Source organism: Clostridium sp. AF36-4 (assembly GCF_003435975.1).
Classification (GTDB): Bacteria; Bacillota; Clostridia; order Lachnospirales; family Lachnospiraceae; genus Eubacterium_F.
In genome coordinates, this window is sequence record NZ_QTVH01000030.1 from 1 (window position 1) to 26,340 (window position 26,340).

Genomic DNA, 26,340 nt, shown 5'->3' on the forward strand with positions numbered 1-26,340 from the left:
ATCAGTTCATTATAAAAACATCAAATTTTTGTCTTGACAACTGAGCCATTATATAAAAAGATTTGAACATAGTGTGGGAACAATGCATTTAGCTGGCGAGATATTTTATTATAGTGTGTGTAATGCAGAGGACGACGATTTAAGGGGGTTTTTTGGAGAAATCGAAGAAGAAATTATTAACTGGAGAAAGGAAGTTGAAAATTCTGAACTTGTTTTTCTTAAGAAGAGTATTAGGCAAGAATATGAGGGTAAAAAAATTTTGAAATTACCGATTCCTAAATCCAAAATGTATTGTCAATATTATCCGGGGAATATTGAAGAACCCCAAAATATGTTATTATTTTTGGTAACATTTCAGGCAGTTCGCCTTGCTGGTTTGTTGCATGATGTTGGACACTTGCCATATAGCCATGTGTTAGAATATGCTTTTAAAGATTTGTTTAAAAGAGTCACAGAAATAGATGATGCAGATAGAACGGATCGCCACAAAAAATTTTTACAAGTTATGGAACCCTATTGTGCGGGTGATGAAAAAGACGAAATTCATGAAAATATTGGGAAATTACTAGTTGATCAAATTTATCAGAGTATCATAGATGAAAGTCCTAAAATGGGAACGGAGGGATTGTTTTTGGCAATGACTTTTTTTGTTGCCAAGAGTATTTTACTATCAAAGAATGGTGAAGATTCGATTTTTTCTCAAATTCATTCTATCACTGCTGGGACAGTTGATGCTGATAGATTAGATTATTGCACTAGAGATGCATATTGTGCTGGTTTACTTGCAAGTAAATTTAATTATGAGAGAATGGTGAAGGCGTTTGTATTAAAAGAAAAGGAAGACAAAGGTTTGCCGGAGGAAAAATTGGAGATAAAAACCAAGAAATATCTGTTTTGTCCTATGTCAAAAACTGCAGATCAAATTGAGGATTTACTAAATAGGAGATGGAATATTTTTACTAAAATGAATTTTCATCATAGAGTGCATAAACATGAAATTTTGTTGTCAGAAGTTATTGTTGATTTGGGAATGAAAGAGTTGGATGGGGAAGGCACATTTGAGGAGGAATTAGAGGTTGTTTTGCCACTTGAAATAAGCAGTATATGGCGTTTGATTGGTGAATTGCGGACAAATAGAAGCCTTGCTTACCAGATAATTCAATTAGATGACAGTTGGATTGATACTTTACTTCGGAATAAATTTTTTGAAAGATATGGTTCTAGTAAATATTATAATTTGAGTGTATATGGAAATAATCCGGAGTGGAATCGTTTTGAAGAGTTGATTTCTACAAAAAAGAGGTATCATTCTTTGATAAAACGTTCAAGAGATTTTAGATTTTTAGATGAAAAGTTTTATGACAGCATGAGAAGTAAAATATTGGAAATGGATGCATCCGAGGAGAAACATTGGGACAATTTTACCCTTGTGAAGCTTTCAAATTCATATTTAGAGTTTTGTAAACAAACAAAGTCTTTCTGCTGGAACTATTGTTGGGATATGATTATAGGTGACATTGATGATAAAAAGGATATTTATTCAAAAGCGGAAATATATCTTAATTCTTTAAAAGAAGAAAAAGATAATTGTGGGGTGGCACATTTTTTGGTAAGATCTTGTGAATTTAAAACAGGATATAGTGTAGCCAAATATCCTGTTAACTTGACTCACATGGGTAAAGTTTTCCCACTTGGGCAAGTCTCTAATATAGGTGATGACTTGAAAAATGCAAGAAATTTGTTGCCATTATTCCATGTATTCTATTTACCACAGTATGATACTAGTCGAGAAGAAGTAATTATGTGTAATATTAATATGATATATGAATATTTAGCAGAGGTACTTTCGAAGATAGTGCTTGATAGATTAAGTGAGCAGCCGAACCCTAAAAAGAAGTAATTATATTAGAATGGGAGATTGTTTGGCAAAAGCAGTATATAGTTTAAACTAGAATTTTTGTAAATATTTGTGTATATATTATTGCAGAAAATATAGTAAAACGAGTGAAATTATGGGGTTTTATAAGATTTTGGTTGACAGAAAACTAAAAAAAGTGTACAATTAATATGCAAAAAAACCCAGTAAAATGTACAATATGGAGGAAATGATTATGGACAAGAAGAAGGAAAGAAAACTTATTTTAGAGACAGTTATGGAGTTGAAGAGACCGTTTAGTTTATCTTTCTTGTTTATGAGCCTTAAAGAAAAGGGAGTTAATGATAAGACCTTTATTTTGGAGGTTTTGGATTATTTATGTGAAACTGGATGGGTAAGATATTCAGAGATTATTGATGATTGCTGGGCATATGAGTTTGTAGGAAGGAAGATATCTTAGGTGAAATCCAGAAATGATCGAAATGACTACATATTGCACTAGTACAAATTAAATCATCAATTGCGGATAAGACTTCAATTTTTGCAATATTAGAATGCTTAAGGGAATTTAAGAGTTCATCGATTGTAAAGTAGCCAAGTTTTTCCATATGTTTTAAGATTGTGTAGTATGTGATAGTTTGTATATTCATTATATTAACACCCCCGTTAATATAATATATGAATTTACAGAAGAAAATATGACTATTAGTGTGAATATTAAGGAGAGGAAATATTTTCCTCTCCTTAATAAGTTATAAATAATATACTACAATGATTGGTGGATTAATATATATGGAAAAGGAGACGGTTAATATGGCATTGGCGGAAGTAACAAAATTCACGGATGATAGAATGACGGTGAATGATGCCATGGATGAACTTTTTTCAAAACTGGATGTGGCTATAGATGATATGGAACAGGGAAAAGTTCAGCCAATTGATGATACATGGAAAGAAATTGACAGGATATAAGGGGAGGAGGACAAAATGGGTTCAGATTGTACAGTACCAATTGATGATGGTTTACTTAACATTCGAGTTGGCGCAATTATTTGCAGAGGAAATGAATTTCTAATGATGGAAAATGACAAAGATCCTTTTCTATATTCCATTGGCGGCCGCATAAAATTTGGAGAGACAGCGCAAGAGGCAATTGTGCGGGAAGTGCTTGAGGAAACAGGGACACAGATGGAAATTGACAGGTTGGGATTTGTTCATGAAAATTATTTTTATCTGGACGAGCCGGGCAGAGAGAATCAAGTAGTTTATGAAATTTCGTTCTATTTTTATATGAAAATGCCAGAAGATTTTTCGCCGGTTTGCGAGAGTTTTACGGGGAGCAATCACAAAGAACGATTGGTGTGGCTGACGATGGATGGTGATGAGAAAATTTATCCTGAATTTTTCCGGACGGAATTAAAACAGCCATGCGGCTTTGTAAAGCATATGTGCACGGACGACAGAAGGTAAATTATTTTTTTACCTCTAATTTTCCGGTTGACGCTTTTTTGTGAAAAAAGTAAAATAGATTTGTAATTTAATTACGGAATAGGAGGACTAAGAAACATGAAAATTGGTATTTTAGGATATGGTAACCTTGGACGAGGCGTGGAATGTGCAATTAAGCAGAATCCGGATATGGAGCTTGCTGCGGTATTTACGAGACGTGCGCCGGAGACAGTATCCATTTTGACAGAGGGAGCAGCCGTTTGTTCTGTTGATGATGTAGAGCAGTGGAAGGATAAGATTGATGTTATGATTCTCTGCGGCGGAAGTGCTACGGATTTGCCGGAGCAGACACCAAAATATGCAAAGATGTTTAATGTCGTAGACAGTTTTGATACACACGCAAGAATCCCAGAGCATTTTGAAAATGTTGATAAGTCTGCAAAAGAAAGCGGACATGTTGGTATTATTTCCGTGGGCTGGGATCCGGGAATGTTTTCTTTGAATCGTATGTATGCCAATGCCATTTTGCCGGAGGGACGTGATTACACATTCTGGGGCAAAGGAGTTAGTCAGGGACATTCGGATGCCATCCGCCGCGTGGAAGGTGTAAAAGATGGCAAACAGTATACAATTCCGGTAGAGGCTGCATTGGAGGCTGTAAGAAATGGTGAAAATCCGGAACTTACAACCAGACAGAAACATACCAGAGAGTGTTTTGTTGTATTAGAGGATGGTGCGGATGCTGCAAAGGTAGAGGAAACTATTAAAAATATGCCGAATTATTTCTCAGATTATGACACAACGGTTCACTTTATCAGTGAGGAAGAATTGAAAGCAAACCACAGTGGTATTCCACATGGAGGATTTGTAATTCGTTCCGGAAAAACAGGCTGGAATCAGGAAAATAGTCATGTAATTGAATATAGCTTGAAACTTGATTCAAATCCGGAATTTACTTCCTGTGTTATCGTGGCTTATGCGCGGGCAGCATATCGTCTGTACAAAGAAGGACAGAACGGATGCAAGACAGTATTCGATATTGCTCCGGCTTATTTAAGTGCCAAAGATGGAGCAGAACTTCGCAAAAATCTGTTGTAAAAAATGTGTATTGCTAGAAATTAATCATAATAATTACCCCCGGTTTCATGATAAGAATCCGGGGGTTGATTTTACAAAATAATAGATAAACAAATGCCGACTGCAACAACACCTACCATGATAAGTGCGGCTATGCGGTGTCCCATCCGGCGGCTTTTGACGCTGCTGTCCGAAAGAGACATTTGTTTGATTATTTCAACGGCTTTTTCCACATTTTTTTCATCGACATAAATTTCAAATACTGGTTTTGCCATCCGGGCTGTGATGGATGTTTCGATGATTTCATGTTTTTTAGCAAAAATGTGATTGGCTTCGAGTTCGGAAATAATCTGGTCTGCTTCTAAAAAGTTTTCTGCAAGATAAATTTTAGTCATAACTGTATACCCCCCTTTTTTATAATAACTTCATTATACATAAAAAGTAAAATAATGACAACTGTTTTATTTATAAGAACACAAAAAACTGGGCAATCTAAAAATAAAAACGGAGGACAGAAAAATGAATCAAAAGGATAATTTCAAAAGCGCTCTTCCGATGGCTGCACTGGATGAAATCCCACAGCCGTCAGAGAATGCAAAAGAAATTGTTGGACTTGTGAAAGCGCAGGGAAAAGTAACCGGCTATAAGCTTTCGGATGGACAAATGGTAAGTAAGAGTGAAGGAGTTGCTATGGCAAAAGCGGGCGATATTCAGGGCGTGGGCGTAGCGCACCGTGGGGATACAGAGTATTTAAAGGCACTTCCGGATGGAAAGGAGACGAATAATCTCAGCAGCCTGCCAACTGTGCGGTGACAAGTTCAAGGACAAGGAAAATCAAATTATATTTTGTAAAACATGCAATATATTTTTTTGAATTTGCAGCGCTGGTTTTTTTGTAGTATTCAAGAGAAATCATACTTGCCATAGAAGCAATTAAAGTTCCTAAGCCGCCAATATTTACTCCGATTAAAAGGGCGGTACTATTTTGGGTAAATTTAGATAACAAGATGGCGGCAGGGACGTTGCTTACAATCTGGCTGACGAAGATGCCGCCACCAATTTCCCTTCCAGAAATAATGTGGGATAAAAAACTGTTTATCCATGGAATCTGTGCAATATCCCCAACAAGGATAAAAAGGCAGATAAATTTGATTAATAAGTTAAAGTTAATAGTTCGAAATGTTTTTTTGTCGAAAAGAAAAAGGCTGGCAAGAACTAGAGTAAAGGTCACATAATGGGGAACAATTCGAAGGATGTTCAAAAGGCACAAAATAAATAATAAAATAAAAACAAGGCTCCAAAATCTTTTGTACTTAAGAGATTTTGAAAAGCTATTTTCTTCATCGACTGTTATTGCTATTTTTTCCTTTTTAAAATTAAAAAAAATGAGAGCCAGTAAAAAAAGAAAGGCGACGATTCCGTAAGGAAGTATGGCAGCGTAAAAAGAGCTAAGTGTCATTTGGTAATTTTGGAATAAATAAACATTTTGTGGGTTGCCGATTGGCGTCATCATACTGCCCATATTGGCTGCAATTGTTTCTAACACAAGAAGTTTAATTAACAAATCATTGCGGTTTAATCGGTTTAGAATGCCAATGGAAAAAGGAACAAGCACGATGAGTGCAACGTCATTTGTTAAAAGCATACTAAGAAAAAAACATGCGCCAATAAGAAAGAGAGCAAGTTTAGATGTGTTACCTGTTTTATTTAAGAAAAATGTTGTGAAATTGTCAATATAACCCAACTTGGTTATACCGGCGACAACACCCATCAGACTGAAAAGTAAGCCAAGTGTTTCAAAATTAATTTGTCCAATTGTATATTGATAAAAAATTTCCATAGTGTAATACCTCTTTATAATAGTCCAATTATGTATCGGCTAACTTCGGAAAAAAATAAAGTGATTAAAATTATTTGATTCTTGGTTGACAAATATATACCTATCAAGTACTATAAAGACAAGGTATACAAATGATTACCAAAAGAAAAGGAGGTTACTTATGGGGAGGATTCATTTATCGGATGCAGAATGGGAGATTATGAATTGTCTGTGGAACAAACCGAATCAAAAAATCAGCGAAATTGTTATTGCGTTAAGTGAAAAGAAAGCGTGGGATAAACACACGGTGATAACGCTTTTGAACCGGATGGAGAAAAAGGGAGCAGTGGCATTTGAGAGAAATGGCCGCGCCAAAGAGTATTATCCGTTAATTTCACAAAAAGAAACTGTAAAGCAGGAGACAGAGCAGTTTTTTGAGCGTGTTTGTCAGGGCAGTTTACGATTAATGGTTAATTCTTTTCTTAGCAGCAAGGCGGTTAAGAAAGAAGATTTGGATGAGTTATATCGTATGTTAGATGAAGCAAGAGAGGGGAAAGAATAATGTTTGAATTTATGTTGGAATGTCATCTTTTGATGCTTTTTCTGATTTTGTTACGGGCTTTGTTTGGCTCCTTTCTTTCCGCAAAAATGCGTTACGCTTTGTGGTTATTTATCCCGCTTCGTTTTTTGCCGTTTGGGTTGTTATTTGAAGCAGGAAAGCAGACTGTTTTGGTAAATCTGATTGGGAAAATACTAGCTATGCTGCCGCAGGTTTCCTTTGCCCGGTTTGACGCTTCCGCTATCCGTATTCCGGTCTGGTTCATGACTGTGTGGACGGTGGGAAGTGTACTTGTGCTTGTTTGGCAGTGGTTCGTAAATTTTCGCTTTGAAAAGAAATTATATGAAGAAAGAGAAAAACTTCCGCAGGATACGGCAGCTTACCCGGTCTATCTGGTAAATGATATTGCATCGTCCTGTGCATTTAAAATACATGGCGAAAAAGCGATTTATGTAGGTCGGAAGGCAGCCAATGATTTGGAAGTTTTTCAGACGGTTATCAAACATGAAACCAGTCATTTGGATTCTGGGGATTTGTTTTTTGGAAAAGTTCGAATGATTTTGACAGCGGTCTTCTTTTTTAGTCCGATTGCCTGGCTGGCAGCCGTATTATCAAAAAGGGACTGTGAGATGGCGTGCGACGAGCGGACAATTAATCGCATGGGAATTGCAAAAGAAGAATACGGAAAAATCTTGCTGGATTTGACAGTGGAAAGATTAAATACAGACGTATTATTCTGCCATGCAGTTATGATTTCACCTTCCTCTTATGGGTTAAAGGCTCGAATTAGAAATGTTTTGTCAAAGCAGAGAAACAAAAAAGGACAGATTCTGATGGGGATTCTGGTTGTGCTGTTTTGCGCTGGAACATGTTTTTATGAAATTCCATTTTTACATAATATGAATCAGGAAGAAACAATTCGGCAGTACGTTTTTTATTGTAACCAGGAATACTTTTTGGGTCTGAAAAAAATATGTGTACCGGAAAAGATGGATTATTTTTTTCATCCTAAAGTTACCGGAAAAATTGTTTCCCTTAACAAAACGAGTGAGAATTCAGAAGAGGTATTGTACCAGGTTGTGACAGAAGACAAAAAAGGCTGCAAAAGGAAACAGTCCATTTGCCTAGTGCAAAGAGAGCAGTGGAAGGTAAAGCCATGGTCAGAAGCGAACGTCCCTTTTCAATATGATGTTGTTAAGAATAAGATTTGCATTAAAGCCTATATTGGCAAGGAAGATGTAGTTTCTGTGCCAGAGAAGATAGAGGGAAAAACAGTCAACGAAATTCGGACGGGGGCATTTAAGAATTGTAATGTAAAAAAAATTACGATTCCCGCCTCGGTAGAAACAATTGGCTCTATGGCATTTTTTAACTTACCGGACTGCGAGGAGATTACAATTGGAAATAAAATGGCTCTCAAATCCGATGACATTTTCAAAAGATGTCCCAAATTAAAAGAGGTCAAGACGAAAGGAAAGGGAACGATTGTCTGGTTTATTGGAAATAGTTTGATTGAAGATGGAAATCTGGATACCTATTTTCAGGATATCTGTGACCAGAAAAAAGGGCCGGTGATTCATTACACAAATACAGGAAGCGGTTACATGGTAATGGACCATTTGAATGATTTTCAAAAGGATTTGCCGGAAACGGCATATCTGACAGCAGATGTAATTCTTATCCAGCCACTTCACGATTATGAGGCAATGATGGTTTCCACTCTTTCTGATAAATGCCGCAAAGATGCAAAAATTTATTCGCTTGGAACCATTTACACGAGATATAGAAATTACTGCAAATTTAAAAATGATTTTTCAAAACCGCTTGCTGGATTTACACCGGGTGGTGATTTGTGTGATGATCTTGTCCAGAGAAAGATACTCAAGCACTATGATATTCAGTCAATGGATGAAGTTCATCCAACATACTTAAATGGATTTATTTCCGGAGCGAGTATTTACAAGGAACTTTTCCATGGAAAGGTTTTGGATATTGATTACAAAAAAATGAGTTATGCGCTTGATTCTTTCATCCCCGGCAAGACCGATAAAGAGCGGGAAGAAAAAATGAAAGAGATTTTGGATGCCGCACAGAAATTTGATGTGAAGGAATATCAAAAGAGCGGGCGAGGATATTATGGATATTCGGAGAAGATAAAAAGAGGGGCGTAATTAAATTAGGAACATATAATTTGTTTTAAAGGAGGAAAGATATGGTAGCAATATTGACAAGTTCTTTGGGAGGCTCTTATAAAGTAAACGGCAAGCGTATTCCGACTTGTTTGCAAAATGAAAATGGTTTGTTAGACCAAATTAAAAAATATTGGAAGCCTATGTCCAAAGTTCTCATTATAAGTGCCGGACCCAATGATTTTATACGAAATGATAATATTTTGTTCTGTCAACGGGAAGCTTTCGTAATGAGTGGATTAGATGCGAAGTCTTTTGATATGTGTGATGCACGTAATGAGGAGATGGCACAAAATATAAGTGAATATGATGTGATAATACTGGCAGGTGGACATGTTCCCACCCAGAATAAGTTTTTTAAAAAAATTAGGTTGAAACAGAACTTGGAAAACTTTCAAGGAATGCTGATTGCATGGAGTGCTGGCTCTATGAATTGTGCGGCTGTTGTTTATGCACAGCCTGAGTTAGAGGGCGAGGCTGTTAGTAAAGAGTATAAAAGATTTATGGAGGGGCTTGGAATTACCAATAAAATGATAATACCTCATTATCAAGATGTAAAGAATGACATTGTGGATGGGCTCCGGGTGATGGAAGATATTACTTATCCGGATAGTATGGGCAAAGAATTTCTTGCTTTAAATGATGGCAGTTTTCTTGTGTCAGTGGATGGCGAGGAAAGTGTATATGGCGAAGCCTTCATAATAAAAGATGGAAAGCAATTACGTTTTACTTAATACTTCGAATCAACCGAAACACCTGCCACGAACGCTATCCGTTTAAATATTGCCGTAAGCAAACAAAATGTGATAAAATAAAAACAAATTATTTTACAACTTGGGGAGGCCTTATGCGGCGATGAAAGAGAACACGGAGCAGCTTTCGAGTGAGGAAAAACAATATCGAAAAATGACGGAAGAACCGGTGTGCCGGTTAATTATGAAACTGGGGCTTCCGACGACAATTAGTATGCTGATTACGAATGTTTACAATATGGTAGATACTTGGTTTGTCAGCCGGCTTGGAACAAGTGCGACCGGAGCAGTTGGTATTGTGTTTGGTCTAATGGCAATTATTCAGGCGTTCGGTTTTATGTTTGGACAGGGTGCAGGAACAAATATCAGCAGGGCTTTGGGGGCACATAAAAAGGAGCAGGCACGTGCATTTTCGGCAACAGGATTTTACTTGGCGCTGTTTGCCGGGACAGTTGTTAGTGTGTTTGGTATTCTCAATTTGGATGGTTTGTGCCGGTTACTGGGAAGTACAGAGACAATTTTACCATATGCAAGAATATATGCTTTTTATGTTTTGCTTTCTGCACCGGCGATGGCGACAGGTTGTGTAATGAACAACATTTTGCGCTATGAGGGTTATGCAAGTCTTGCGATGGTTGGTCTGGTATCTGGTGGTGTGTTGAATATGGCTGGGGACGCGTTTTTCATGTTTGGGCTTCACATGGGAGTTCGTGGTGCAGCTTTATCAACTATGATTTCACAGTATATATCTTTTGGCATTTTACTGTATTTTTTGTTGTGCGGTAAGACACAAAGCAGTTTGTCCATTCGGTATTTTACGAAGAAAGCAAGTGTCTTTGGAAGTATTCTTGCGTCCGGTTTTCCGAGTATGGTGCGTCAGGGGCTTGCAAGTATTTCTACGATGGTATTGAATGCGCAAGCTGCTATTTATGGGGATGCAGCAATTGCTGCGATGAGTGTTGTATCGCGAATTTTTATGTTTATTTTCAGTGTGGCACTTGGAATTGGTCAGGGATTTCAACCGCTTTCGTCGTTCAATTATGGAGCAAGAAAATATACGAGGCTGCGCAAGGCGTTTTGGTTTACCTTATTTTTTGGACTGGCTAATATGGTAGTATTTACAGGAGTGGTGTTTGTTTTTCGCAGCGAGATTATCATGCAGTTTTTATCCAATCAGGATGCATATGATATTGCGTATTATGCACTTGTGATTCAATGTGCGTCACAGGTGGCAGTCCCTTTTAGTGTCTGTGCCAATATGTTGTTTCAATCAATTGGTAAAGCAGGGAGAGCAACGATTTTAGCGACATTTAGAAGCGGTTCAATTTATATTCCGGTTTTGTTAATTCTTGGTACGCTTTTTGGACTACGGGGAATTCAGTGGACACAGCCGGCTACGGATATTCTGGCATCTGCCATATCAATGCCAATTGCTGTTGTGTTTTTGCATAAGTTACCTAAGGATGGATTGGAAGAAGGGGCGAATTAGGAGGGGCGTAAGTTTACTTAATACTCTGAATCAACCGAAACACCTGCTCAACGGCAGCACTTAAATTTTCTTTTGCATGGTTAAAGTCCATCGCTTCTTTCAGCGTTGTTACCGTGCGCAATATAGGGAAAAATGCGTCGATGCCATGTTGGTTACACAATGTGGCATCTTCTGCGACGCATCCGCCAAAAGCAAGAACTTTTTTCTCGTATTTTTTTGCAATTTCTGCTACGCCAATTGGTGCTTTCCCCATTACTGTCTGTCCATCTAATCGTCCCTCACCGGTTATTACAAAATCTGCATTTTTAATAAAAGATTCTAACTTAGTTTCCTCAAGAATAATTTTAACGCCGGATTCTAATACGGCATTTGTATAAGATAAAAATGCAAATCCAAGTCCTCCGGCTGCTCCGGTACCTGCTTGATTTGGATTGGCGCCGGAATACTTTTCTTTTGTCTTTTTTGCATAATTCATAAGCCATGTATCCATTTTGGGAATCATCGTTTGTGTTGCACCCTTTTGTGGACCAAAAACAGCGCTGCATCCATTAGCGCCACACAGCGGATTTGTTACATCGCATGCAATTCTAAATTTACATTCTTTCAGTTCTGGCATAACATGCTCATCGGTTATCGTTTCTATTAAGGCTAGTCCGTTTGCTCCGTATGGAACTTGTTTTCCATCGGCATCTAAAAAGCTGTAGCCGAGAGCCTCGAGCATACCGATTCCCCCGTCGTTGGTCGCACTTCCCCCGATACCAACAATAAATTTGCGGCATCCCTTTTTTATCGCATCTCTTATCAGCTCCCCAACGCCATATGTTGTCGTGTGAAGTGGATTTCTATCGGATTCGTTTACCAACGTGATTCCTGCGGCTGCGGACATTTCAATAATTGCCGTATTGCTTTCTGCAATTCTGCCATAAGAAGCCTCTATCATGGAGCCAAGCGGTCCTGTGACATTGACTTTTTCGATTGTTCCGTTCATTCCAAGGGTAAGGGCTTCTACGGTTCCCTCTCCGCCATCTGCCAAAGGGCAGACAGTTACCTCTGCATCGCGAAATACGCGGTGTATTCCTTCCGATACGGCATTTCCTGCCTCTAAAGAACTTAAACTGCCTTTCATAGAATCCATGGCAACGACAACTTTCATACGATGGCCTCCAATGTGGTTTTGTGATGTAAATTTATTATAACACACTAAAAATATGTGTAAACCATGGAAGTTTTTTCTGCTTTAGATTTGCGCATAGAAAAGGGGAATGGTATAATAATTTGCAAAGAAACGAGGGAGAAAGGTGCATGCAGATTACAAGGATTTTTCATAGTGGTTTTTTAGTCGAGACAGCCAAACGGTATTTTATATTTGATTATTATAAAGGAGAATTGCCGAAGTTAAATCCAGATAAACCGGTATATGTGTTCGCCAGCCATGGACATCAGGATCATTATGAACCAAAAGTATTTGAACTTTTGAAACAACAGGGGATTGTACCGAAACTTGCGATTCTTGCAAAGGATATTAAGGAGAAAAAATATCCGGATGGAATTCCTGTTTTAAAAGCCGGATTTCATGCACATTATGAAATTGAGGCAGATTTTTTGGTGGATACATTTCATTCAACAGATGCCGGCGTAGCGTATCTCGTTACTTGCGGGGAAGGAAAGATTTATCATGCGGGAGACCTTCATGACTGGGTGTTTGATTCTGCATCGGAGAGGGAAAACCGGCAAATGACAGGGATGTACAGGCATGAGATTGATAAGATGAAAAATATTTCACTGGATGTTGCTTTTGTTCCACTGGATCCAAGGCAGGAAAGACGTTATGCAGATGGAATATTATATTTTCTTCAAAAGGTAAAAGCAAAGCAGGTGTATCCAATGCACTTTTGGAGCCATTGTTCCATTATCGATAAGTTTCTTGCAGAATATCCAGAGTATGCGGATGTAATTAAAAAATAATATGGGGAGGTTATACATGAAAAAGTATGTGTTAGCACTGGACCAGGGAACGACAAGTTCACGCTGTATTTTGTTTGACAAGCAGGGAAATATCTGCGGCATGGCGCAGAAAGAATTTGAACAGATTTATCCTCATGCGGGATGGGTGGAGCATGACCCTATGGAAATCTGGGCATCACAGTTATCTGTTGCGACAGAGGCGATGAGTAAAATTGGTGTAACCGGCGAAAATATAGCGGGGATTGGCATCACGAATCAAAGAGAGACGACGATTGTCTGGGACCGGCATACAGGACAGCCTATTTACAATGCGATTGTGTGGCAGTGCCGAAGAACAGCAGATGACATTGAAAAACTGGTGAAAGATGGTCTGGCCGATTATGTACGAAAGACGACGGGACTGATTCCAGATGCTTATTTTTCTGCATCGAAAATTGCGTGGGTATTGGATCATGTTACAGGGGCGCGGGAGAAAGCAGAAGCAGGTGATTTGCTTTTTGGAACGGTGGATACCTGGCTGATTTGGAATTTGACGAAGGGTGCTGTTCATGTAACCGATTACACGAATGCGTCCAGAACGATGATGTTTGATATTCATAATTTGCGTTGGGATGAGAAGATGTTAGATTATTTTCATATTCCAAAATCTATGCTTCCGGAGGTTCGGCCATCCAGCTGTGTTTATGGATGCACGGATTTGAGTCTGCTCGGCGGGAAAATCCCGATTGCCGGGGCAGCAGGAGACCAGCAGGCGGCTTTGTTTGGACAGTGTTGTTTTATGCCGGGGGAAGTGAAAAATACTTATGGAACCGGCTGCTTTTTGTTGATGAATACGGGAGAAAAAGCGGTAAATTCAAAAAACGGCTTGCTTACTACGATTGCAGCAAGTTTTGAAAATCAAATTCAATATGCGCTGGAGGGTAGTATTTTTGTGGCTGGCGCAGGTGTGCAGTGGCTGCGTGATGAGATGGAGTTAGTGAAAGATGCTGCTCAGACAGAGGCATTTGCCAATGCGGTGGAAGATACGAATGGTGTCTATGTGGTTCCTGCGTTTACCGGCCTTGGTGCCCCATATTGGAATCCATACGCAAGAGGAACAGTTGCAGGGTTGACAAGAGGCTGTAAAAAGGAGCATTTTGTGCGTGCTATCCTAGAAGCGATGGCATATCAGACTTACGATATTTTGAAAATTATGGAGCAGGAATCCGGTGTTGATATTGTCAGTCTTAAAGTCGATGGCGGGGCATCGAATAATAATTTTCTAATGCAGTTCCAATCCGATGTACTAGGTGTTGATGTGCTTCGACCGGAGTGTGTAGAGACAACCGCACTGGGAGCTGCTTATCTGGCGGGACTTGCCGTAGGTTACTGGGACGATGTGGACGATATCCGTAAAAACTGGGCACTATCTAAAACGTTTGTGGCAGATATGCCGGAAGAATTGCGAAATGAAAAATTAGCCGGGTGGAAGCGTGCCGTACGCTGTGCGCTTGCCTGGGCGGAGGAGTAGAATTGGAAAGGAGATTAAATAGAGCAAAGAAACAAGGTGGAACGAAATGCAAAATCTGTTATTAGAATTTTTTTGTGGGCGATATTTATGATTAGTTGACCTGATTTTGAAAAATAGCAAATCAAGTCAACTGTTTTATAGATAAAAGTTGACTTAAAGGTCGCTTTTTATCAAATAGGTCATCAAAAATGACCAAGGTGAATGACTGTATTTAAGATAATCCAAATTTAGGTCAACAAATATATTGTAAAAGTTGACTTAATTAGAAAAAAAGTGGAAATAGGTCAAAGGAAGGCAGGATTTTGGTTGACCGCAAGAGAAGCTTTTGCGAGTTAGGTCAATGGGGGGTTATGTATGGATAGGTGTACGGAATATAGTACAATGAGAGGCGCTATAATCTTGTTGACAGTAAGGAGATAATCTTAAGAACATACAAGAGAAGGGAGAGTTTCATATGACATTTTTATTATTGATATTTGGTTTTATTTTGATTGAAATGCCGATTGTGGCATTTCTAAGTGTAGTAAATGATGTTCATCAACCACTTCCAATTTTAATTATGGCACTTATTTGTACGGTAATTGATGTGTTTATAATTACAAACCGAATTACATTCCATAAAGCCAATGGAGGTAATGAGGAACGCATGAGAAAAATTCGGAAGGCTGTAAAAATTACTGCGATAATTATAGCGGTGTGTCTTCTTCCGGGAACTTGGTTTGTATCGGAAGAGGGCTATAAGGCGAACCGAAAAAAAGGTTCATCTTATGATTATAATTATTCGGGTTCTCATTCATCATATGATTCGAGAATTTTTGGCAGTTCAAGAGGCAAGAGTAGTTCATCGAGTTCATCGGATCAGCATGACGACGCCGATTCGGATGATACCAGTTCGTCTGATAGTGACCGTACAAGCTACTATCCAACGCAAAAACCGCAAGTAAATCAAAAGATAACAAATGGTGTTGAGGATTACGATGATCCGGATGATTATGCTTCTGATTATGCAGAAGAATTTGCATATGACGAATTTGGGGATGATGAAAGTGAAGAGGCATATGATTATGGGTACGAGGAAGCTTATGACTACTGGATGGATGAGAGAGGAGATGATGAAAGTGATTGAATTGTATTACTTTAATCAGAATGTAATAGAAAGAGGATTTAACATGCCACAGCCTTATGAAGGACGTTCTTCAAACGTCCTGTCGCAAAGGAACATAGTAACCTAGAAAAAATATTGCACAGAAATCCATTCCGAGTTTCTGTGTTTTTTCGACTCTTTGTAAAAAGAAAACCGTTGGTGCAGAACTTAAAAAGTTTCAAACCAACGGCTTTTAGCGTTCCCAAGAGGTTTCGAACCTCCGACCTACCGCTTAGGAGAACTTTGATGCGAGTTTTTTGGTAGCTGTATTAGCAAAGGAGCAATATATTAGCAAGGCGAATATACGTGTGAGTATATCGACAAACTTATTGATATTTTTTGTTGTTTGGTATACACTATGTATATACCAAATGTAAGGAGGAATCTATATGCAGGCACAAGTGAAGGAATGGGGAAATAGTCAAGGGATTCGTTTATCCAAAGAAGTGTTGAAAAGTGCGGGAATCAAATTAAATGAATTCTTGGATGTTGAGGTATCAGATGGGGTGATTACTTTGGCAAGACAATTTCGGCATAAAACGTTGGAAGACAGAGCTGCTGAATACGATGGAAAGTTAATGCTTGACGGCGAATATGATTGGGGCGAACCGGTTGGAAGAGAGGTGTGGTAATGGCGTCTTTACACCAAGGAGATATTCTTAAGATTGAAAAAATAAAACATCCTGTATTGGTGGTTAGCAAAGATTTTTTTAATACAAGCGGTGAAATAATTGGATGTCCGATTATTAAAAATTCGACTGCGGGTCCACTTCATATATGGATGTCTACAGAAGAAAATGAAGGCTATATACAGTGTGAAAAACTGGCGTTGTTAGATATGTCATTTCGCGGTTACAAAAAAGTGGACAGATTGCCAATTTCAGAGATGGTTAATATATCGGATGCTATTCAAGGTATCTTTGAATATGTTTAGGAAATAAAAGTAAATTCCATGTGTGTTTTGAGCATGCGCCCTATAGAGAAGAGAAGTCATAACACCAAATTCAAGCAAGCTTGAATGGTGTTAAACTTCTCTTCTCTGCATGGCTTTTTGACTTCGCGAGTACTCCCAGTAGGAATCGAACCTACAACTGCCCCTTAGGAGGGGGCTGTTATATCCATTTAACTATGAGAGCAAAATCCGGCTTATGCAGCATAAGCCGGAGATTTTTATTTTATCCGGTAATTACAGATATTTTTTCAAAACATCGACTTTATCTAATCTCTCCCAAGGAAGGTCTAAGTCGCTGCGGCCGAAGTGGCCATAGGCAGCAGTCTGGGAATAGATTGGTTTTCTGAGGTCGAGCATCTGGATGATGCCGGCCGGACGCAAATCGAAGTTCTCGGCAATGATGTCGACTAATTTGCTTTCCGGTAATTTGCCGGTGCCAAATGTGTCAATGCGTACGGAAGTTGGTGAAGCAACACCGATTGCGTAGGACAACTGGATTTCTGCACGGTCACACAGACCGGCAGCTACAATATTTTTGGCAACGTAGCGGGCTGCGTATGCAGCCGAGCGGTCAACTTTTGTCGGGTCCTTTCCGGAGAAAGCGCCACCGCCGTGGCGTGCCCAGCCACCGTAAGTATCGACAATGATTTTACGACCGGTTAAACCGCTGTCGCCGTTTGGTCCGCCGATTACAAAACGACCGGTTGGGTTAATATAGAATTTTGTATCTTTGTCAATTAATTCTGCAGGGAGAACAGCATCTACGACATATTTGCGGATGTCTTTCTGAATCTGTTCCCAGGAAACATCTTCGCTGTGCTGCGATGAAACAACAACAGCATCCAAACGCAGTGGATTTCCATTTTCGTCGTATTCTACCGTGACCTGTGACTTGCCGTCCGGGCGCAGGTAGGAAAGCGTTCCGTCTTTGCGGACTTTGGAAAGCTGGCGGGACAATTTGTGCGCCAGATAAATCGGATATGGCATATAGTCATCGTCGGTTTCGTTTGTTGCGTAACCAAACATCATACCTTGGTCGCCGGCACCTTCCGATTCAATTTCGGAGTCCGTCAGCTTCGCTTCTAATGCTTTGTCGACGCCCATTGCGATGTCGGAAGACTGTTTGTCCAGTGCAATTTTAACCTGGCAGGTTTTTCCGTCAAAGCCCTTTGCAACATCGTCATAGCCAATTTTACAGATTGTATCGCGAACGATTGCTTCAATATCAACCGTTGCATTGGATGTAATTTCACCCATAACTAAAACTAAATCAGTAGTGATTGCAGTTTCGCAGGCAACACGGCTCATTGGGTCCTGTGCGAGCATAGCATCCAAGATGGCATCGGAAATCTGATCACAGATTTTGTCCGGATGTCCCTCGGTTACCGATTCAGAAGTAAAAAGTATCTTACCCATGGTTTCCTCCATTCAAATTCATACGTAAATAACATTCTTATTCTACTATAACAGTAAAATATCGTCAAGTTGGAAAAAATGATAAAAAATGACAGTTGGAAAAAATGATAAAAAATGATAAAGTTTTACACATTTTTATTTTTTTATGTTATGATAGAAACAGACGGTAAAATAAAGAATAAAAAGTGATAAAGAGGAGAACTATGGCAATTCACATTTTTGTCATTTGCCTTGTTGTTTTGGGGCTTCAGAATATTATTTCCATAACCATTCATAAGAAGCGTTTTTCCAAACAGGTAGATGAATTACAGAAGCAGCTGGATGAAAAAAAAGAAGAATCTGAACTTGTCATGAGGGAAATGCTAAGCAATATTACACATGATTTAAAAACACCCTTAACGGCGATACGCGGGTATGCCCAGGGAATATTAGATGGAGTGGCGGCAACCCCTGACCGCATGAACAAGTATATCAGTACCATAAGAAATAAAGCAGATGACATGGCAAATCTGGTAAATGAGTTGTCGTTGTTTGCTCAAATTTATAATAAAGAAATTGAATATAAAAAAGGAGGTGTCGAAATTGATGAATACATCAGCCGGTGTATGAGCAATTTGTCGCTTGACTTGGAAACCAGAAAGATTGATTTTTTATATCGAAATGATGTGGAAAAGGGAACGTGCCTTTACATTGATGAGGAAAAGATAAAACGAGTTTTTTATAATGTAATTGGAAATGCATACAAATACATTGATAAAGATTTGGGAATGATATTTCTTCATATTGAGGATGCCGGGAAAATGGTCTGGGTTCGGATTACTGATAATGGTTCGGGAATCGAGAAAGATGAACTACCGCTGATTTTTGAACGTTTTTACCGAACCGACAGTTCCAGAAATTCAAAAACCGGAGGAACCGGACTTGGTCTTGCGATTGCAAAAAAGATAATTGAAGACCATGGCGGACAGATTTATGCGGAAAGCGAAAAGGGGAAAGGGACGAAAATTTCTTTTTCTTTGCCAAAGAAAGTAGACGAAAAGAAAAAAATATGATAGCATAGGATTAGTAGAATGGAGGGCCAGTATGAAGAAAATACTTATTGTTGAAGATGAATTACCAATTGCTGAGTTGGAAAAAGACTATTTGGAGCTTAGTGATTTTGAGGTTACGATTGAGACCGACGGCATTGAGGGCGAAGCAAAAGCAATGAGCGGAGAGTATGATTTGCTGATTCTTGATGTAATGCTTCCGGGACAGGACGGATTCGAAATTTGCCGCAAATACAGAGAAAAGTATTTGGCACCTGTCATTGTTGTTTCGGCAAAAAAGGAAGATATTGATAAAATCCATGGATTAGGACTTGGTGCAGATGATTATATGACAAAACCATTCAGTCCGAGTGAATTGGTGGCACGTGTGAAAGCACATATAAACCGTTATGAGTCTTTGACGGAGAAATCATCTGAGAAGACAGCAAAGAATGAGACGATTGAGGTTGGTGATTTAAAGATTGACCGTACCGCCCGTCGTGTATTTGTTCGTGGTGAAGAGAAAAATTTAACTTCCAAAGAATTTGATTTGCTTTACTTTTTGGCAAAAAATCCAAATCATGTATTCCCGAAAGAAGAGCTGTTCCAGCGAATCTGGGATGTAGGTCCGATTGGGGAAAATGGCATGGTTGGCGATATTGCCACCGTTACCGTGCATATCAAAAAAATTCGTGAAAAAATTGAGCAGGATACATCCAATCCGGAGTATATTGAGACCATCTGGGGTGTTGGATACCGGTTCCGCGCCAATTAATTTCAGGGATAAAAAATTAAAAATCGAAGATACTAAGGTAGCAGGCCGTATGGTCTGCTGCTTTTTATATTTACGGGAGGTGCGGCATGAAAACAAGACATTTGATTTTAATTGGCCTTACGATTTTGTTGTGGTTTTCTTTTCGATTTCTGCTTCCGCTGACGCTTCCCTTTGTACTTGCCTATTTTTTTGCAAAACTGGTATCGCCAATGATACAATTTCTGGTAAATAAATTAAAATGGAGGCGGAAAGTCAGTATTTTTTTAGTTGTCTTTTTTACGCTGTTGATTTTAGGGGGATTTAGTGTTTATATCATTACATTAATTATTAGTCAGGGAATGATGCTGCTGCAGAAAATACCGGTTTATGGGCAGATTTGCGGAAGAATGCTTGAAAGAATGTGCAGTCACTGCGACCGGATGCTGGAGCTTGCGGATGGAAGCAGTTTTGATTATTTAGAGGGTCAGGCAGCAGGGCTTTATCAGAAAATTGGCACGGATTTACTTCCCAGATTGTCCGGGTGTGCCATTTTTCTCGTAAAAAAGGGAATTGGAGCCATTAGTTCTCTGTTTATTTTCTTTTTGTCGGTGCTTTTAATTTTGCTGGATGACAAAATGCCTGCGGTGCGTGGGAGGCTACGCCCGTTTGTGCAAAAACTGCGTGGTGCCGGACTTGCTTATCTCAAAGCGCAGTCACTGTTGTTATTCATTATTGCGGCACTTTTGGCACTTGGTTTTTATTTCATGGGAAATGATTATGCGATACTTCTTGCGATTGGAATTGCTTTACTGGATGCATTTCCGGTACTTGGGAGCGGTATGGTATTGATTCCATGGGCGGTATTAAGTGTCATTGGCGGACGATATTATGATGCAGCAATTGTTACAACTCTTTTTTGCGTGGTTACATTTTTGAGAGAAATTTTAGAACCGAGACTGATTGGAAAAGAAGTGGGGATTAAACCATTGTATCTGATTATTTCCGTGTACGCCGGAATCGAATTATTTGGCATCGGCGGTGTGATTTTGGGGCCGGTTTCTCTAACCATTTTGAAAGCGGTACGCGAAGAACTCATCGAGCGGGAACGAACCTAGCGGGAAATCCAGCGGCTCATACCGGAGCCATGGTCTGAAAATGGACGTGTGTGAAAACCTAGTTTTTCGTAAAAAGGTTCTTTGTTCAATGCGGACATGAGGTTTACCATAATGGTCTCTCCCTCATCCACCTGACTTTCCAGCCAGGAAAGAACATGCTCAATAATATATCGTCCAAGTCCCTGCGACTGGTGCGATGGACGCACAATGACATCGCAGATAAAATAGACGTACCCACCATCTCCGACAACACGCGCCATGCCCACGGGCCGTCCGTTCTCTCTGGCAATCAGGGTATAGAGGGAATGGTCGAGGGCGATGCGGGCGCGATTTTCTCTTATGGTAATAAAATCTACGCTTGCACGAAGGTCATTATATTCATCAATTGTTATGGAATGATTTAATGTTATATTTTCTATGTTCATGGCAAGCTCCTAAAGTATCAGACAAACTGGTTGGTTGTTTCATCATACTGGTAGTCAATGGAATCCAATGTCTGACAAAGCTCTGCCTGATTCAGTTCATATGTCTGGCACAATTCTTCCAAAGTTGCAAATTGATCCCGTAATTTTGTATTTACAAAACTAACTAAAATAATGGGGTCCTGTGGTACATCCACAATCAAACACCTCCTGTGTATTTTCATTGATTCCCAACTATCATACATAAAAACATAGTTTCTTGTCAACCCTATTAGAAGAAAGAATCTTTTTGGGAGGTGATTATGTCGCAGAGAACAGAATTTTCAAAGGATTTTAGCAAAAATAAACAGCGGATTGATGAACTTTTGCAGATTGATAAAAGCTTTGATTTGCTGTACCGGGTGGTGATTATTGGTGGTAAAAAGGCTTGTTTTTATTTTGTTGACGGTTTCTGTAAAGACGAAATTATGGAGAAGGTATTAGAATTTCTCTATAAAATTAAACCGGAGGAAATGCCGGAAACAGCGCATGATTTTTTAAATGAAAAATTGCCGTATGGTGAGATTGATTTAGTGCGGACAGAAAATGATTTAATTCAGAGGTGCTTATCGGGTGTTCCGCTTTTGATGGTGGATGGATACTGCGAACTGCTCGCAATGGATTTTCGAACATATCCGGCACGTTCGGTCGACGAACCGGAAAAAGATAAAGTAATGCGCGGTTCCAGAGATGGTTTTGTGGAAACCGTTGTGTATAATACGGCATTGGTCAGAAGAAGAATTCGTTCTACGGACCTTGTGATGGAAATGCATACAGTAGGAAAAAGTTCACGGACAGATGTCGTAATTGCTTATATGGGTAACCGTGTGGAGCCGGAAATGTTAAACAACATTCGTAAGCGGATTGACGCGATTGAGATTGATTCTCTTTCCATGAATCAGCAGAGTCTTGCAGAATGTTTATATCAGCACAAGTGGTATAATCCGTTTCCGAAATTCAAGTTTTCGGAACGTCCGGATGTCACAGCAGCCAGTATATTGGAGGGAAGTGTGGCAATTTTAGTGGATAATTCGCCATCTGCCATGATTTTACCGACATCGGTTTTTGATATTGTCGAGGATGCGGACGATTATTATTTTCCTCCTGTGACAGGAACTTACCTGCGGCTGTCGCGAATGGTCATTGATTTTCTTGCCGTTTTTATGACGCCGGTATTTTTACTTTTTATTATGCATCCGGAGTGGCTTCCGGAGTCCTTAAAGTTTATTCAGATTAATGACCCGGTGAATGTCCCCATTTTCCTGCAAATGCTGATTTTGGAGTTCGCCATTGATGGATTAAAACTAGCGTCGGTGAATACTCCGAATATGCTGAGCACGCCGCTTAGTGTCGTGGCAGGTATTATATTGGGTGATTATACGGTAAGTTCCGGCTGGTTCAATGCCGAAATCATGCTGTATATGGCATTTGTGGCCGTGGCAAATTACACGCAGGTCAGTTTGGAACTTGGCTATGCGCTGAAGTTCATGCGGATTATTTTGATTTGTCTTACCGCTGCATTTGGTCCGTGGGGGCTGCTTGCCGGTACGGTGCTGGTAGTTGTTTTGATTGTGACGAACCGGACAATCAGCGGAAAAAGCTATATTTATCCGATTGTTCCGTTTAATGCGAAACAGTTTTTGCGACGGTTTTTCCGGGTAAATCTGCCGAGTTCGGAAAAATAAACGGCGTTATATCATGATATTACATGGAATGGATACAATAGCATGATACCTATCCCTTTCAATATAGTAGACATAGGTACCATAGTATTTTAACGTAATGTTTTCCACATTTGTGATTCCGTATCCGTGTACCATTTCATCTTTTTCATGTTCTTTTGCTTGATGAGACAAGGTATTTGAAATGTGCAGTAAAAGCTCTTTACTAGTGGTACGGATGGATACTTCAATTTGTCTCGGAGCCGGCACTTGAATTTCACGGCAGGCATTCAGACAGTTGTCTAGCAGATTGCCCAAAATGATACTAAAGTCATAATCATCGATTTGAATGTTAGACAGGCTTACCTGGATGTCCGTCCGAAATTCAATGTTCTCTTTTTCGGCAATTGACATATGATTGCTTACAAAGGCATCAATAACCAAATTTCCTGTATTTATACGGTTATAGGATTGTTCAATGTCTTCCATAGATTTTTTTAAATAGTCTTCAATGACATCGTAGTTGCCTTTTTTTACACATTCTTCTATATAAAAATAGTGTTTTTTGGTATCATGCATTAAACTTCGCGTGTTACGGTATGCTGTAGAAATCTGCTGGTATTTTGTTGACTGAAAAGCAAGCTGCTGATTCAACTGCTCTTTTTCTTTTTGGAGACGGTTCACATTCAAAATATTGTCTAACAGATAATAGTTTACAACATTGATAAATAGCAAACCAGCAGAGCCAATAAAGGACAATGAAAATGGATTTGATACCATTTCAAATTGATCCGGTATTGTCATCATGATTATGATAGAAACAAGTGGCATAATGCATATTAATAATGTGTATTGAAAGGAAAAAATTTTTTTCCTTTTCAAAAAAACGATATTTGTAATCATAATGAAAAGGAATAAAAATAATTTCGATACAATTGAGCAGACAACTGGATTTCCAAGAAGCTTTTCGCTTGTTTCTACAGGAAACAACTTAATGAATAAAAACGTAAAGACTTCTGCTAAAGTTGCAAATAGCTGAAATGTAATAGCAGCGAAAATACGATGAACAAACTTTCCCTCATACAAAAAAGATAGAGTAAATAGAGAAAGCAAACTGATTCCGGCCATTATATAAAAAGAATGGTTTTGCTTGGCATAGGAAAGAAACTGGGCTAAAAAGCCAAGAAGTCCTTCTATGCAAGCGAAAATAAAAAGAAAAAGCCAAAAAGGAACAGCCTCCCTTCTTTTTTTCATAATGGCATTAAAAAATATAATTATTAATGCCATATCAAATATTGAGCAGATGATATCTAGCATGCGTTTCCCCCTTCTAACGAACTTGATTAATAGATAATAATTTCTTTGAGAAAATACTCCGAAGTTCTTTTTCTTGTCTTCGACTTAGGGGAATTTTTTCATTGTTGCTCATAATCAGTTCGTTATCTTTAATGAAATGAATTCGGTTCAGATTCACTAAGTATCCTCGGCACGGACAAAAAAATGAATCCGAATTTAGTTTTTTTTCCCATTCGGATAAAACACCATAGGCTTCGATAGTTTTATACTCTAAAAAAATTTGTATCCGTTTCTTTTTTGCATTAATAGAATGGATGGCAATAATATTTTCTGCAAAAATCACTTCTTCTGCACCATCTTCTTTCAAAAGAAACGAAGCATTTTCACTTTCACGATAAGATTTAATAATGCGGAATAATAGTTTTTCAAAATCTTCAAAAAGAAATGGTTTTGGAAAATAGTGAAAAGCCTCCACATTAAAACTGTCTTGCATATACTCCGGAAAGTTACTAACAAAAACAATTTTTGCCATTCTATCTGGAATTTCTCGTATGTGTGCCGCTACTTCGAGACCACTTAGTTTAGGCATTTCAACATCTAAAAAGAGAATATTGTATCTTCCTGCTGAATCATATTTTTCCAAAAGTTTTGTGCTGTTTTGAAACGTATTGATTTCGAAATCAATGTCATGCTGCATTTCGTAAATATGTAAAAAACGTTGTATCGCCTGAATGTCCTTTTCTTCGTCATCGCAGATTGCTACTTTAAATAACATGATGAATACGCCTCCTTCCTATTTTTGAATATGCCTGCTAAGATATTAAGTACAGTAATAAAACAACTTATGGTAATAAGTTTATAATAAATGGCATAATTTGTACAGCAAAAAACAATTTCAGCAAAAGTTACAATACTGATGAATAAATAATTTTTATGTTTTAATATTTGCTTCTCAGTCTCTGTAAAGCGTTTATTAGGGTGGTCTACCAGTGGTGTTTTAACAATAATAAATGCAAGGACCGAAAAAATTGTAAGCCAAATGACAGGGTGACCAGTGGGAACCAATGGTGACACAATAAGTGTTCCAATAGCACAGATGTACGACAGAATTGTGCATATCCATTGTTTCGATGCGTGGTAGCCGCCGCTGGTTAGTCGGAATCCTGTAAATAGTAGGAGAAAGAGAACACAGGATGTAATTTTATTTGTAAGCAAGCCGAACAATAGAATAGTTACGGCAAATAGTATTTGTTCTAATAATGTGTTAATGCAATAAAAGAAAAAATCTTTTTTTTCTGTTTTATCGTTTGCCAAGGCAATATTGATGATTTTTTGTGTTAACCATTTTGTAAGTATCATAGATGATTCCCCCTTTTTTGTAGAATGTTAGTATATACTAAAAAATGTTATAAACAGAAAAAATGTGACGAGTGGTTAAAAATAAGGGACGAACGGTCAAATTGCCGTTCGTCCCTTATTTTTGACCACTCGTCACGGAAAAAGAAAAAAAGTCAGATTATATGATATACTGCAAAAAAATAACAAAGGGGGAAAATACTATGTATTTCAAACACAAAAAATTAATTCAGAAAATTTGTAAGGGGATTTGTACAATGGCAGTTTTTGCGGCGCCAGTTGCTTCTGAATATTGTCATGTATTGTTTTATCAGCCAAAAGAACCAGAAGGTTTTAAGGAATTTCTGAAAAAGGAACAAAAGAAAATTTAGTAAATTATTTTGTCAGATTTTCTCCGTTTGAAACGTTATAGTAAATAGATACTTCAAACGGAGAAGATTTTGACCGTTCAAGGATGAAAAATGACCATTCG

General features: G+C 38.6%; 29 protein-coding genes and 1 tRNA gene. 20 read left to right on the top strand and 10 right to left on the bottom strand.

All coding sequences use genetic code 11. The features are described from left to right. Positions 1 to 73: 73 nt before the first annotated feature. From DW005_RS12020 to DW005_RS12035, 5 genes are all read left to right on the top strand, one after another. The gene (locus DW005_RS12020) at positions 74 to 1,900 is read left to right on the top strand and encodes a hypothetical protein (protein WP_117479740.1); all 1,827 of its coding nucleotides are present in this window, start codon (positions 74 to 76) and stop codon (positions 1,898 to 1,900) included. Positions 1,901 to 2,111: 211 nt separating this feature from the next. Continuing rightward, a complete protein-coding gene (locus tag DW005_RS12025) occupies positions 2,112 to 2,336 on the top strand; it encodes a hypothetical protein (RefSeq protein ID WP_117479742.1) in 225 nt (74 codons plus the stop codon). A gap of 332 nt (positions 2,337 to 2,668) precedes the next feature. Beyond that, positions 2,669 to 2,848: a hypothetical protein gene (locus DW005_RS13695; protein ID WP_147324441.1), complete on the top strand. Its 180-nt coding sequence runs from the start codon at positions 2,669 to 2,671 to the stop codon at positions 2,846 to 2,848. A 15-nt stretch (positions 2,849 to 2,863) separates the two neighbouring features. Continuing rightward, positions 2,864 to 3,346: an NUDIX domain-containing protein gene (locus tag DW005_RS12030; RefSeq protein WP_117479743.1), complete on the top strand. Its 483-nt coding sequence runs from the start codon at positions 2,864 to 2,866 to the stop codon at positions 3,344 to 3,346. A gap of 96 nt (positions 3,347 to 3,442) precedes the next feature. After that, positions 3,443 to 4,423: a diaminopimelate dehydrogenase gene (locus tag DW005_RS12035; protein WP_022377624.1), complete on the top strand. Its 981-nt coding sequence runs from the start codon at positions 3,443 to 3,445 to the stop codon at positions 4,421 to 4,423. A gap of 71 nt (positions 4,424 to 4,494) precedes the next feature. On the opposite strand, the gene DW005_RS12040 is transcribed toward DW005_RS12035, so the two are convergent. Next, positions 4,495 to 4,797: a hypothetical protein gene (locus DW005_RS12040; protein ID WP_117479745.1), complete on the bottom strand. Its 303-nt coding sequence runs from the start codon at positions 4,795 to 4,797 to the stop codon at positions 4,495 to 4,497. 124 nt (positions 4,798 to 4,921) lie between these two features. Between DW005_RS12040 and DW005_RS12045 the strand changes: the two genes are divergently transcribed. Then, complete coding sequence (locus DW005_RS12045) at positions 4,922 to 5,215, top strand: DUF3892 domain-containing protein (RefSeq protein ID WP_117479747.1); 294 nt, start codon at positions 4,922 to 4,924, stop codon at positions 5,213 to 5,215. Here the strand turns inward: DW005_RS12045 and DW005_RS12050 are convergent. Next, complete coding sequence (locus tag DW005_RS12050; RefSeq protein WP_117479749.1) at positions 5,190 to 6,242, bottom strand: SLC13 family permease; 1,053 nt, start codon at positions 6,240 to 6,242, stop codon at positions 5,190 to 5,192. The genes DW005_RS12045 and DW005_RS12050 overlap by 26 nt on opposite strands. Positions 6,243 to 6,402: 160 nt before the next feature. Here DW005_RS12050 and DW005_RS12055 point away from each other — a divergent pair, with 160 nt between their 5' ends. The 4 genes from DW005_RS12055 to DW005_RS12070 all read left to right on the top strand — a co-directional run bounded on the left by DW005_RS12055 (position 6,403) and on the right by DW005_RS12070 (position 11,210). Continuing rightward, the gene (locus DW005_RS12055; protein ID WP_117479751.1) at positions 6,403 to 6,783 is read left to right on the top strand and encodes a BlaI/MecI/CopY family transcriptional regulator; all 381 of its coding nucleotides are present in this window, start codon (positions 6,403 to 6,405) and stop codon (positions 6,781 to 6,783) included. Then, on the top strand, positions 6,783 to 8,951 hold the full coding sequence (locus DW005_RS12060; RefSeq protein ID WP_117479754.1) for a M56 family metallopeptidase: 2,169 nt from the start codon (positions 6,783 to 6,785) through the stop codon (positions 8,949 to 8,951). Before DW005_RS12055 ends, DW005_RS12060 begins: the two co-directional genes overlap by 1 nt. 41 nt (positions 8,952 to 8,992) lie before the next feature. Continuing rightward, entirely contained in the window at positions 8,993 to 9,703 is a 711-nt protein-coding gene (locus tag DW005_RS12065) for a Type 1 glutamine amidotransferase-like domain-containing protein (RefSeq protein WP_207658740.1), read from the top strand. Positions 9,704 to 9,824: 121 nt separating this feature from the next. After that, the gene (locus DW005_RS12070; protein WP_117479755.1) at positions 9,825 to 11,210 is read left to right on the top strand and encodes an MATE family efflux transporter; all 1,386 of its coding nucleotides are present in this window, start codon (positions 9,825 to 9,827) and stop codon (positions 11,208 to 11,210) included. Positions 11,211 to 11,223: 13 nt separating this feature from the next. Here the strand turns inward: DW005_RS12070 and DW005_RS12075 are convergent, their stop codons facing one another. Further along, positions 11,224 to 12,363, bottom strand: a complete 1,140-nt coding sequence (locus tag DW005_RS12075; protein ID WP_117479757.1) for a glycerate kinase — start codon at positions 12,361 to 12,363, stop codon at positions 11,224 to 11,226. A 149-nt stretch (positions 12,364 to 12,512) separates the two neighbouring features. Here DW005_RS12075 and DW005_RS12080 point away from each other — a divergent pair, with 149 nt between their 5' ends. The 5 genes from DW005_RS12080 to DW005_RS12100 all read left to right on the top strand — a co-directional run bounded on the left by DW005_RS12080 (position 12,513) and on the right by DW005_RS12100 (position 16,763). Then, positions 12,513 to 13,175 carry an MBL fold metallo-hydrolase gene (locus tag DW005_RS12080; protein ID WP_117479759.1) on the top strand — a complete coding sequence of 221 codons (663 nt, stop codon included), beginning with the start codon at positions 12,513 to 12,515 and terminating at the stop codon, positions 13,173 to 13,175. Positions 13,176 to 13,191: 16 nt separating this feature from the next. Further along, entirely contained in the window at positions 13,192 to 14,685 is a 1,494-nt protein-coding gene (gene glpK, locus DW005_RS12085; RefSeq protein WP_117479761.1) for a glycerol kinase GlpK, read from the top strand. A 454-nt stretch (positions 14,686 to 15,139) separates the two neighbouring features. Further along, positions 15,140 to 15,811, top strand: coding sequence for a hypothetical protein (locus DW005_RS12090; RefSeq protein WP_117479763.1), 672 nt, complete (start codon positions 15,140 to 15,142; stop codon positions 15,809 to 15,811). 407 nt (positions 15,812 to 16,218) lie between these two features. Beyond that, positions 16,219 to 16,461: a growth regulator gene (locus DW005_RS12095; protein WP_022375910.1), complete on the top strand. Its 243-nt coding sequence runs from the start codon at positions 16,219 to 16,221 to the stop codon at positions 16,459 to 16,461. Then, a complete protein-coding gene (locus DW005_RS12100; RefSeq protein ID WP_022375911.1) occupies positions 16,461 to 16,763 on the top strand; it encodes a type II toxin-antitoxin system PemK/MazF family toxin in 303 nt (100 codons plus the stop codon). The genes DW005_RS12095 and DW005_RS12100 overlap by 1 nt, the downstream gene beginning before the upstream one ends. A gap of 130 nt (positions 16,764 to 16,893) precedes the next feature. Here DW005_RS12100 and DW005_RS12105 read toward each other — a convergent pair. Further along, positions 16,894 to 16,965: transfer RNA gene (locus tag DW005_RS12105), tRNA-Arg, on the bottom strand. A gap of 50 nt (positions 16,966 to 17,015) precedes the next feature. After that, positions 17,016 to 18,197: a methionine adenosyltransferase gene (gene metK, locus DW005_RS12110; protein WP_117479765.1), complete on the bottom strand. Its 1,182-nt coding sequence runs from the start codon at positions 18,195 to 18,197 to the stop codon at positions 17,016 to 17,018. A 203-nt stretch (positions 18,198 to 18,400) separates the two neighbouring features. On the opposite strand from metK, the gene DW005_RS12115 reads away from it, so the two are divergent. From DW005_RS12115 to DW005_RS12125, 3 genes are all read left to right on the top strand, one after another. Continuing rightward, positions 18,401 to 19,249: a HAMP domain-containing sensor histidine kinase gene (locus tag DW005_RS12115; protein WP_022375914.1), complete on the top strand. Its 849-nt coding sequence runs from the start codon at positions 18,401 to 18,403 to the stop codon at positions 19,247 to 19,249. Positions 19,250 to 19,280: 31 nt separating this feature from the next. Next, positions 19,281 to 20,000 (top strand): response regulator transcription factor, encoded by a 720-nt coding sequence (locus DW005_RS12120; protein ID WP_117479767.1) that lies wholly within the window; start codon positions 19,281 to 19,283, stop codon positions 19,998 to 20,000. Between the two features lie 86 nt (positions 20,001 to 20,086). Further along, positions 20,087 to 21,094 (top strand): AI-2E family transporter, encoded by a 1,008-nt coding sequence (locus tag DW005_RS12125; protein WP_117479769.1) that lies wholly within the window; start codon positions 20,087 to 20,089, stop codon positions 21,092 to 21,094. On the opposite strand, the gene DW005_RS12130 is transcribed toward DW005_RS12125, so the two are convergent. Together DW005_RS12130 and DW005_RS12135 are read right to left on the bottom strand one after the other, a co-directional pair. Next, complete coding sequence (locus DW005_RS12130) at positions 21,091 to 21,519, bottom strand: GNAT family N-acetyltransferase (RefSeq protein WP_117479771.1); 429 nt, start codon at positions 21,517 to 21,519, stop codon at positions 21,091 to 21,093. The genes DW005_RS12125 and DW005_RS12130 overlap by 4 nt on opposite strands. 17 nt (positions 21,520 to 21,536) lie before the next feature. Then, positions 21,537 to 21,713 carry a DUF4250 domain-containing protein gene (locus DW005_RS12135; protein ID WP_022375918.1) on the bottom strand — a complete coding sequence of 59 codons (177 nt, stop codon included), beginning with the start codon at positions 21,711 to 21,713 and terminating at the stop codon, positions 21,537 to 21,539. 105 nt (positions 21,714 to 21,818) lie between these two features. On the opposite strand from DW005_RS12135, the gene DW005_RS12140 reads away from it, so the two are divergent. After that, positions 21,819 to 23,240: a spore germination protein gene (locus DW005_RS12140; protein ID WP_117479773.1), complete on the top strand. Its 1,422-nt coding sequence runs from the start codon at positions 21,819 to 21,821 to the stop codon at positions 23,238 to 23,240. A 6-nt stretch (positions 23,241 to 23,246) separates the two neighbouring features. Here the strand turns inward: DW005_RS12140 and DW005_RS12145 are convergent, their stop codons facing one another. The 3 genes from DW005_RS12145 to DW005_RS12155 are packed head-to-tail and all read right to left on the bottom strand — an operon-like array spanning position 23,247 to position 25,871. Next, positions 23,247 to 24,533, bottom strand: coding sequence for a sensor histidine kinase (locus tag DW005_RS12145; protein ID WP_117479775.1), 1,287 nt, complete (start codon positions 24,531 to 24,533; stop codon positions 23,247 to 23,249). A 13-nt stretch (positions 24,534 to 24,546) separates the two neighbouring features. Further along, positions 24,547 to 25,287 carry a LytTR family DNA-binding domain-containing protein gene (locus DW005_RS12150; RefSeq protein ID WP_117479778.1) on the bottom strand — a complete coding sequence of 247 codons (741 nt, stop codon included), beginning with the start codon at positions 25,285 to 25,287 and terminating at the stop codon, positions 24,547 to 24,549. Beyond that, positions 25,272 to 25,871 carry an accessory gene regulator B family protein gene (locus DW005_RS12155; protein ID WP_117479780.1) on the bottom strand — a complete coding sequence of 200 codons (600 nt, stop codon included), beginning with the start codon at positions 25,869 to 25,871 and terminating at the stop codon, positions 25,272 to 25,274. The genes DW005_RS12150 and DW005_RS12155 overlap by 16 nt, the downstream gene beginning before the upstream one ends. A 200-nt stretch (positions 25,872 to 26,071) precedes the next feature. Here DW005_RS12155 and DW005_RS12160 point away from each other — a divergent pair, with 200 nt between their 5' ends. Next, positions 26,072 to 26,239 (top strand): cyclic lactone autoinducer peptide, encoded by a 168-nt coding sequence (locus DW005_RS12160; RefSeq protein WP_022375923.1) that lies wholly within the window; start codon positions 26,072 to 26,074, stop codon positions 26,237 to 26,239. The last annotated feature ends 101 nt before the right edge of the window (positions 26,240 to 26,340 follow it).